This window comes from Clostridium uliginosum (assembly GCF_900112485.1).
Lineage (GTDB): Bacteria > Bacillota > Clostridia > Clostridiales > Clostridiaceae > Clostridium > Clostridium uliginosum.
In genome coordinates, this window is sequence record NZ_FOMG01000004.1 from 136529 (window position 1) to 144688 (window position 8160).

Genomic DNA, 8160 nt, shown 5'->3' on the forward strand with positions numbered 1-8160 from the left:
ATAAAATTGGATTAAAAAATACTCTAATAATTGTATTTTTTACTAAGGGGGATTAATTATGTTTTTTTTTGAATCACAGCCTTTTTCAAACTGGCTTATGTTGCTATTCGTATTCTTAATGTTAATTGTACTTAATGAATTAGGCCGCAGATTTAAATGGGGTGGACTATTACTTTTCATTATCTTACCGTTATTTCTTACTTTTGTTGTATGGCCAAAAACTACTGAAGGGACAAGCGTAAATGATTGGTTCCATTATGCTAAAGTATATTCATCACTAGCAGGATGTATTGGTTTCTTTCTAATTAGACATATAAAAGGTGCTAGTGGCAAAAAGTGGGCTTTATGTTTCCCACCATTAATTTTAGCAATCAATATTTGTGAAGCAGTAGCACGTGATTTCCAAATTTACGGACTACATCTTAATAAAGAAGTATTTGAGGGAATGGTTACTTTAAGCGGTTCTTGGAATATTATGAATGGAATTGCTGGTATCTTAAATATCATTACAATTACAGGTTGGTTTGGAATCTGTATCAGTAAGGATAAGAGCAAAGATATGTTATGGCCTGATATGCTTTGGTTCTGGATTATAGCATATGATGTTTGGAACTTTGCATACACATATAATTGCTTACCTAACCATGCATGGTACTGTGGTATAGCATTACTTTTTGCTCCTACAATTGCCGCTTTCTTTATAAAGAAAGGTGCTTGGTTACAACATCGTGCACAAACACTTGCATTGTGGTGCATGTTTGCAATGACATGTCCTAGTTTCATTGATCAATCTCAATTTGCAGTTAGATCATCACATAACACAACTGCTTTATTTATCGTAAGCTTAGCAGCATTATTATCAAATATCGCAGTATTTGTATACTATATTTACAAGATTGTTAAGACAAAACGTAATCCTATAAAGAGCGAACTTTATACAGACCTTGAGAGCTACAAGGAAATTAAAACATTAGCTGAATAATATTATAATAGTAAAAGCCACCCGTAAAACAGGTGGCTTTTTCAATCCCTATAAAGACATAATACTGGCCGTGTCTATCTATTATTTTTTGAATGTGCCTTACATCGTGGACAATTTTGTACACTTAGTGGTATCTCAAGATTACATGTTTCCATAAGTTCTTCATCAACTAATATTTCTGAGGTAACCCCATCTGCCATTATTTTACCTTCTTTTAATATGATTGTTCTTTCGCACAGTTCAAATATCATATCAAGATCATGTGTAGCTATAATTTTTGTGTGATCAAAGCTTTTAAGAAGATTTATAATACGTCGTCTGGATTTAGGGTCTAGTGATGCTGTTGGCTCATCCATAATTAAAAGATCAATATGCATAGATAGTACTGAGGCAATAGTAGCAGCACGTTTTTCTCCACCAGAAAGCCGGTATGGAGCACGATTTTTTAAATGTGAAATTCCCACAGTCTGGAGTGCGTTTAGTACTCTTTTTGAAACTTCATCCTCGTCCAATTTATAATTACGAGGGCCAAAAGCTACATCATCATATACTGTTGGCATAAATAATTGGTCATCAGGATTTTGAAAAACCATACCTATTTTTTCCCTTACATGAGATAGGTTTTTTTTCGTTACTGGAATATTTGCAATATTAATATCTCCTGTGCAAGGAAATAAAATTCCAAGAAGAAGAAGTAGTAATGTTGATTTTCCAGCACCATTAGTGCCAACAATGCCTATAGATTCTCCCCTATTTACTGTGAAAGAAACTTCGTCAATAGCACATTGTCCATCAGGATAGGCAAAATGTAAATTTCTTGCTTCAACTATATGATCACTCATCTATAATCACTAAATATAACATTTAATCACTCCTGTCATAATTAAGCTTATTAGTTTAGGTATGTTAAAACATCTTATTATTATAAAAAATATTATCCAACTTACAGTATGTAAGTAATCATTAAGTTTCATTTTCAAATTATTGCCTATATTATAATCGCTTTCAAAACCCCTACAGCACATAGATATATATATACGTTCAGCTCTATCTATAGTTCGAATTAAAAGTTGACCAATAAGACAACCACAATCTTTAAACTTTATTCCTTTTTGTGAAGAGGAACGCACGGAATATGCTCGAGTTATTCGAGTGACTTCTTCAATTAATACAGTAATATAACGATAAGTAAGTAGAAGTTGCATAACAAATAATTTAGGGACTTTTAAGACTCTTAATACTAATGCAATTTTATTCATTCCAGTTGTGGCTATAAGGATTAGTGAGGCTGTAACTGTTAATATACATTTAATTAAGATAGAAACAAATGATATCCATCCACCTGAAATAGATATATTTCCTATAATTAGTATACGGGTATGATCTAATAAAGGATTAAAAATACCAACACCAATACCAAAGGGTAAAACTACTAAAATCCTTTTAATAATTAGCATAATTTTAATATCTGCTAGTATCATCAAAATCATAGGATATAAAATTAGAGGCAATAACCCGCTAATTTCATATTTGCTAAAAGAAACAACAATTATTAAATAAATAATTGTTGTTAATACTTTTGCAAGTGGATGTATATTATGAATAATAGTTTTTTTGTCACTAAGTTCATCTAAATATCTTATATTATATAATGACTTTTCCATATGCATATCAAATCCAATCGATAATGATTATTTAACCCGTTCTACCTTTGTTTTTTTCTTAAATATACTTAGCATAAAACCAATAATAGAAGCAAGTATTAGTGTTAATATACCTCCAACAAATCCTGAAATACTAGTTCCTGCACTTACAGAAGGCCAGGCCTCTTCTGATACATTTACATCAGTACTTTCAGCATTAACTGCCTCTGTCGCCTTAAAGTTATAATCTGGTAATATTGCTGTCTTATCTTGAATTTCTTCCATGGTTTTATGAATACTAGTTGTTGCTTGAAGTTCTTCTTTTCCAGAACTTTTAAACATAGCCCATTCAAGACCATCTGGATTTGCTGAAGCAAACCACGATAAAACACCACCAACAACTAAAGTCATTATAGCAAAACTTATAATTACCTTTTTAATTGAAATATTTCCTATGGGCTGTCCAAGATTTGTATTTTCTATTAGTTCAGGACGCATTTTCCAAACAAAACTTACAATTGAAGTTACTACAATACCCTCTACAACTCCAATAGCAAGATGAATAGGTTGCATTAAAAGTACAAAGGAGCTAAAAGGTAATTCAGTTTTACCTGACAATAAGGTTTCAATAACAACACTAAAGGCACCAAGTTGTAGTCCTATTATAGCTGATATCATCGCTGCCGAAAATATTCGTTTTTTAGAATAACCTTTATTAGTTATACGTTTATAAATCAAAGGATAAGCTAAAAAACAGGTGTAAAAACCTAAATTAAAAATATTACAACCAAGTGCTAAAAGTCCACCATCTGCAAAAAATAGACATTGTATTGTAAGAATAGATGCCATAGTAAGGAATCCTGCATAGGGTCCAAGTAGTATAGCTAATAATAATCCACCACCTAAATGACCACTAGAGCCTGTACCAGGAATAGAAAAGTTAATCATTTGAGCCGCAAAAACAAAGGCTCCCATGACTCCCATTAAAGGAACTTTCTTTTCGTCTATATCATTTTTAACTTTTTTAATTGAATAAGCTGCAACTCCAATCGTTGCAACCCACATGGTTCCACCAACAACAGGTGAAATTAAAGCATCTGCCATATGCATAAGTATACCCTCCTATATTTGAATTTTACTTGAATTTCATTAAAAATCTAACTTTTTATTTAGCGCTGTTTTAGCAGAGTGTTGATATAAGTATAAGTATAAGTAAAGTGGATGGAGTAATTAAACTACTTATTTACTTATTATTAATTTGATTTATTTAAAATTAGTTAAGTAGTCACAAAATTCAGCTACTCCATAACCTTTAGTCGCTGATACCTCAAATATTTTTACATTTGGATTTAAATCTTTAATATCCTTATAAAATTCATCCAAATCAAAATCAGTATAAGGTAATATATCAATTTTATTTAGTACAATTACATTAGTTGTTTGGAACATAAGAGGATATTTTAGTGGCTTATCATTACCTTCTGTAACACTCATAACAGCTACCCTCATATCTTCACCTAAGTCAAATTCAGCAGTACAAACTAAATTACCAATATTATCAATAATAATAGTTTCAGCTTCGCTTATATCAAGATTATTAATAGCTTCTGATATAGCTCCAGCTTCAAGATGACAAGCACCCTTAGTATTAAGCTGAACAGTTTTAACACCTAATTTTTCAATACGCTTAGCATCTTTGTCAGTGTATAAATCGCCTTCGATTACTGCAATTTTTTTAGGATTATCAATAGTTTTAATAATAGACTCTAGCAAAGTAGTTTTTCCTGACCCTGGTGAGCCTAAAAAATTAATTAATTTTTTATTCTTCTCATGAAGATTATCTTTTAGAATCCCCGCAAGAGCTTCATTTTTTTTATAGACACTTTCATTAATTTCAATTGTTTTCATTGTCATTCTCCTTCTATATTGTATACGTGTGTTTCGTAGCCAGATACAATTTCTTCGCTAAATTTATGACAAGTTGGACATTCTTTATGCGTAAAGGATATTGGGAAGGTTTTATTACAGTTATTGCAGTATGCCATTGCTTGAACCCATTCAATAACTAAATTTGAACCTTCTAGTATTGTATTTTGGGTGATTATATCATAACTAAACATTAATTGATCCTCTTGAATACAGGAAAACTCTCCTATACGAAGTACAACTTTTGTAATTTTCTCTATTTCATTATTTTTTGCTGCTGTTACAACAATATTTACAACTTCAGAAAGCACAGCTGTTTCATGCATATTATCTTGCCACCTTAAAGTTCATATTTTTTCTTAATCCTTACTTTATCTTTAGAAAGTGAAGGAACAAATACTTTACGTTCTTCATGTATCATTTCTCTTACATTTTCTGGACATTGGTATGCACATTGTCCACATCCAATACAGTGAGTATCATCTAAAAATAATTTTCCGTCTTTAATACCTGTGCAGTTAGCAGGACAGAAACTATTACATTTATTACATTTTATACACTTGCTTTCATCTTTAATGGTTGCTTTATAATGAGCTTTCAAAAACATAGGAGACAAACCTCCACGATTAAATACTCCATGTAAACAGCAACAGTCCCAGCAACAATTACAAATTGATATAACAGGATTTTCTGTATTTAGTCCATAATGATATATATTATGAAATGCACCTTTAGCTTCACATTCTTTTATGATTTCTCTTGCTTCATCTATTGTAATGTAGTGACCTACGTCATACTCAACCATTTGCTGTGCAAAGCTTCCAATTTGAATACAAGCTTCTTCTGGTAAATTAAAACGGCAAGTTTCACCAACTTGACGATGTAGGTAACGGCAGAAACAAGTAATTACAGCAATTGGATAATCCTTTGGTAGACGATCTAACATATCGTAAACTTCATTTGCAATACTAATTACATTTTCAGCACTTTCAACTTCTTTATCTAAAATAATACTTTTCTTTTCTCTATTTCCACCAGCAGTTGCAATACTAATTGGAGCAATTTCATTGTTCTTTTTGATCTCATATTTATAATTAAAATACTTTCTCAGTGGAAGAACATTTACTTTTCTTTTTAATTGTAATAGCGAAGCGAACTTTTTAGCTAATGCAACTTGTTTTTCAGTTTCTCCCCCATTTGATAATGAAATTTCAACCCAGCCAGGAAATATTGGTGAAAGTTCTGCATATACACCATCTTCTTTATACTTTAACCATATCATTCCTTTATTTAATATATTATGAATAAATTTTTCATAGTCTTCATCACTTAAGGGAGATAAAGATCTTAAATCTTCTCTTTTTACGACTTTTGAACCTAAACTTAATAAAAAGTCACATTCTTCTTCAGTCATCATAATTTCATAGCAATCAATTAAACCAGAAACAACTGAAACCTTCAGCTGAGATTTACCATTCATAAGACCAGCAAGAACCTTATATTTTTCTCTTAATTCCTTTGACATATATTATTAACCTCCAAATAAGGCACATAAAAATATACTAGCACAGTAATTTGTTACTTATTCCCATGTACCTAAATTTATATGTTGCTAGCTTTAGGCACATGAAAATAAATAAAAAGTCAGTATACTAGTCTATTTATTTGAATGTGCCTTAAGCTTTAAACATTTTCTTAAATGCAGCTTCTTTAAACTTTAGGTCTGTATTAAATTTATGAACCATTGTATTTGTAACGTTAGGATCATACATAGATTCTTGAACAAGTTTAATAGTTTTAATTCTATCATTATACATTTCATCAAATTTCATTGGATATCTTTCATATAAAAATTCATCAGAAAAATTATTTTCTTTTAAAGCCTCTATTGCAGCATCAGCGGCAAACTTACCACTATCAGCAGCAGCAGATATACCTTCATCAACAAGAGGAATAACTGTAGAACCTGCATCTCCAATTAGCATGAAACCATTACCACAATTTCTTAACCTTTGGTGTGCATCAGGTACTCTCCATCCCTTCCAAGGCGCAACTTGTTTAGCTCTTTTGAAACGTTCTCCATAAGGACTATTTTCAACCCAATCGTAGAACCTTTCTTCTAATGACCAGCCATCATAGCTATCTCTGTCTGCAACTCCCATACCAACATTGCAGAAACCATCTTTTATACCATCCTTACCACTTGGGAACACCCAAATATAAGCTGGTTTAACTCTTTCATCAAAATGAAGTTCAATATATCCTTTAGGAGCTAATTTGGGATCAAGTTCAACCCCTGTAAAATATGTTCTTAAAGCAGGAGCAATTGAACCTGAATATTCAGGGAACATTCCAACAGCTTTTGCAACAACAGAATGAGAACCATCAGCACCAATTACAAGCTTTGAACGAACTTCAATAAATTCACCTTGATATTTAGCTTTTACGCCAACAACATATCCATCTTCCTTAATTACATCATTTACCCAACAATCTTCTAAGCATTCTGCACCATGTCTAACTGCTGTGCGCTTCATTAAATCGTCAAATAGCCAACGTGGTGTAATATAAGCACCACTTGTTGGTGCAATTGTTTCTTCATAATTTGCAGATACAACTTTAAGATAGTTTGCAAGTATACCTAATTCTTTAATTTCTGTATCAGCACCAAGCTCAATAACGTGTTTCATTGTGTTTCCAGTTTGAGCATCAGCACAAGGTTTATCTCTTGGAAATACTTCTTTATCCATAAGTAATACATCTACTCCTGCTCTTGCAAGATATGATGCACATATTGATCCACCAGGGCCTGCACCAACAACAATTACATCTCTTTCAATAATTCTCATTTTATTTGCCCTCCTTTAGGTTAGGATTTACCATAGTAATAGCGTTTTGTGGACAATTAGCAGCACATACGCCACATCCTATACAACTATCTGAAGTAACTTTTTCATATCCACATTTCATACATCTACGAGCTTCGAGCTGTGCTTGCTTTTTAGTAAAGCTGATTTCAACTTCTTCAAATTCTTCAAACTCTTTAATTCTCTTAACTTTTTGAGGATATAATCTTTCAAATCTAACTGGATATAGCATTTCACTTATTGGAGCTTTATGCAATACATGTTCTACATTAAGATCTAATTCTCTGTCCCAAATCATATTATCAATGGCAAGAGCTGCTTTTCTTCCTGAAGCCATTGCATAAACTACACTACATTTGGAACCAAAAGCAGCATCACCACAGGCAAAAACTTTAGGTATATTAGTTTTCATATTTTCATCTATAGCTATTTTTCCGTTTGGTAATAAGGCTAAATTAGATTTTCGAGTCATAGTGGCAACGTCCACTTTTTGTCCTGTTGCAAATATTACAGTATCACAAGGAATTTCAAAATCTGAATCTTCTATAGTTTCAACTACGAATTTACCACTTTCATCAACTCCCATTTTACTAACTTTCTTAAATGTAACACCTGAAACATGAATCCAAGTTGCGTTAATTTCTTTTGGAGATGCACCAGTAATTATTTCAACGCCTTCCTCTAAAGCTTCTATAACTTCTGAAGCTGGAGCTGGAATAGTATCTTTATCTTCTAAACATAC

At 32.0% G+C, this 8160-nt stretch carries 9 protein-coding genes; 1 reads left to right on the plus strand and 8 read right to left on the minus strand.

The window, feature by feature from the left end; all coding sequences use genetic code 11:
- Window positions 1-58 precede the first annotated feature (58 nt).
- On the plus strand, window positions 59-982 hold the full coding sequence (locus BM027_RS04450; protein ID WP_090089145.1) for a DUF5692 family protein: 924 nt from the start codon (window positions 59-61) through the stop codon (window positions 980-982).
- A gap of 74 nt (window positions 983-1056) precedes the next feature.
- Here the strand turns inward: BM027_RS04450 and BM027_RS04455 are convergent, their stop codons facing one another.
- The 8 genes from BM027_RS04455 to BM027_RS04490 form a co-directional block, all read right to left on the minus strand.
- Window positions 1057-1824 carry an energy-coupling factor ABC transporter ATP-binding protein gene (locus tag BM027_RS04455; RefSeq protein ID WP_090089154.1) on the minus strand — a complete coding sequence of 256 codons (768 nt, stop codon included), beginning with the start codon at window positions 1822-1824 and terminating at the stop codon, window positions 1057-1059.
- A 9-nt stretch (window positions 1825-1833) separates the two neighbouring features.
- On the minus strand, window positions 1834-2652 hold the full coding sequence (gene cbiQ, locus BM027_RS04460; RefSeq protein WP_090089157.1) for a cobalt ECF transporter T component CbiQ: 819 nt from the start codon (window positions 2650-2652) through the stop codon (window positions 1834-1836).
- 21 nt (window positions 2653-2673) lie between these two features.
- Window positions 2674-3735, minus strand: a complete 1062-nt coding sequence (locus tag BM027_RS04465) for an energy-coupling factor ABC transporter permease (RefSeq protein ID WP_090089160.1) — start codon at window positions 3733-3735, stop codon at window positions 2674-2676.
- A 153-nt stretch (window positions 3736-3888) separates the two neighbouring features.
- Entirely contained in the window at window positions 3889-4533 is a 645-nt protein-coding gene (gene hypB, locus BM027_RS04470; protein WP_090089164.1) for a hydrogenase nickel incorporation protein HypB, read from the minus strand.
- 2 nt (window positions 4534-4535) lie between these two features.
- A complete protein-coding gene (hypA, locus tag BM027_RS04475; RefSeq protein ID WP_090089166.1) occupies window positions 4536-4877 on the minus strand; it encodes a hydrogenase maturation nickel metallochaperone HypA in 342 nt (113 codons plus the stop codon).
- 14 nt (window positions 4878-4891) lie between these two features.
- On the minus strand, window positions 4892-6076 hold the full coding sequence (locus BM027_RS04480) for a 4Fe-4S dicluster domain-containing protein (protein ID WP_090089168.1): 1185 nt from the start codon (window positions 6074-6076) through the stop codon (window positions 4892-4894).
- A 151-nt stretch (window positions 6077-6227) separates the two neighbouring features.
- Window positions 6228-7400: an NAD(P)/FAD-dependent oxidoreductase gene (locus BM027_RS04485; protein ID WP_090089170.1), complete on the minus strand. Its 1173-nt coding sequence runs from the start codon at window positions 7398-7400 to the stop codon at window positions 6228-6230.
- A 1-nt stretch (window position 7401) separates the two neighbouring features.
- The coding region (locus BM027_RS04490; RefSeq protein ID WP_175559939.1) for an FAD-dependent oxidoreductase at window positions 7402-8160 on the minus strand (759 nt) is incomplete at its 5' end.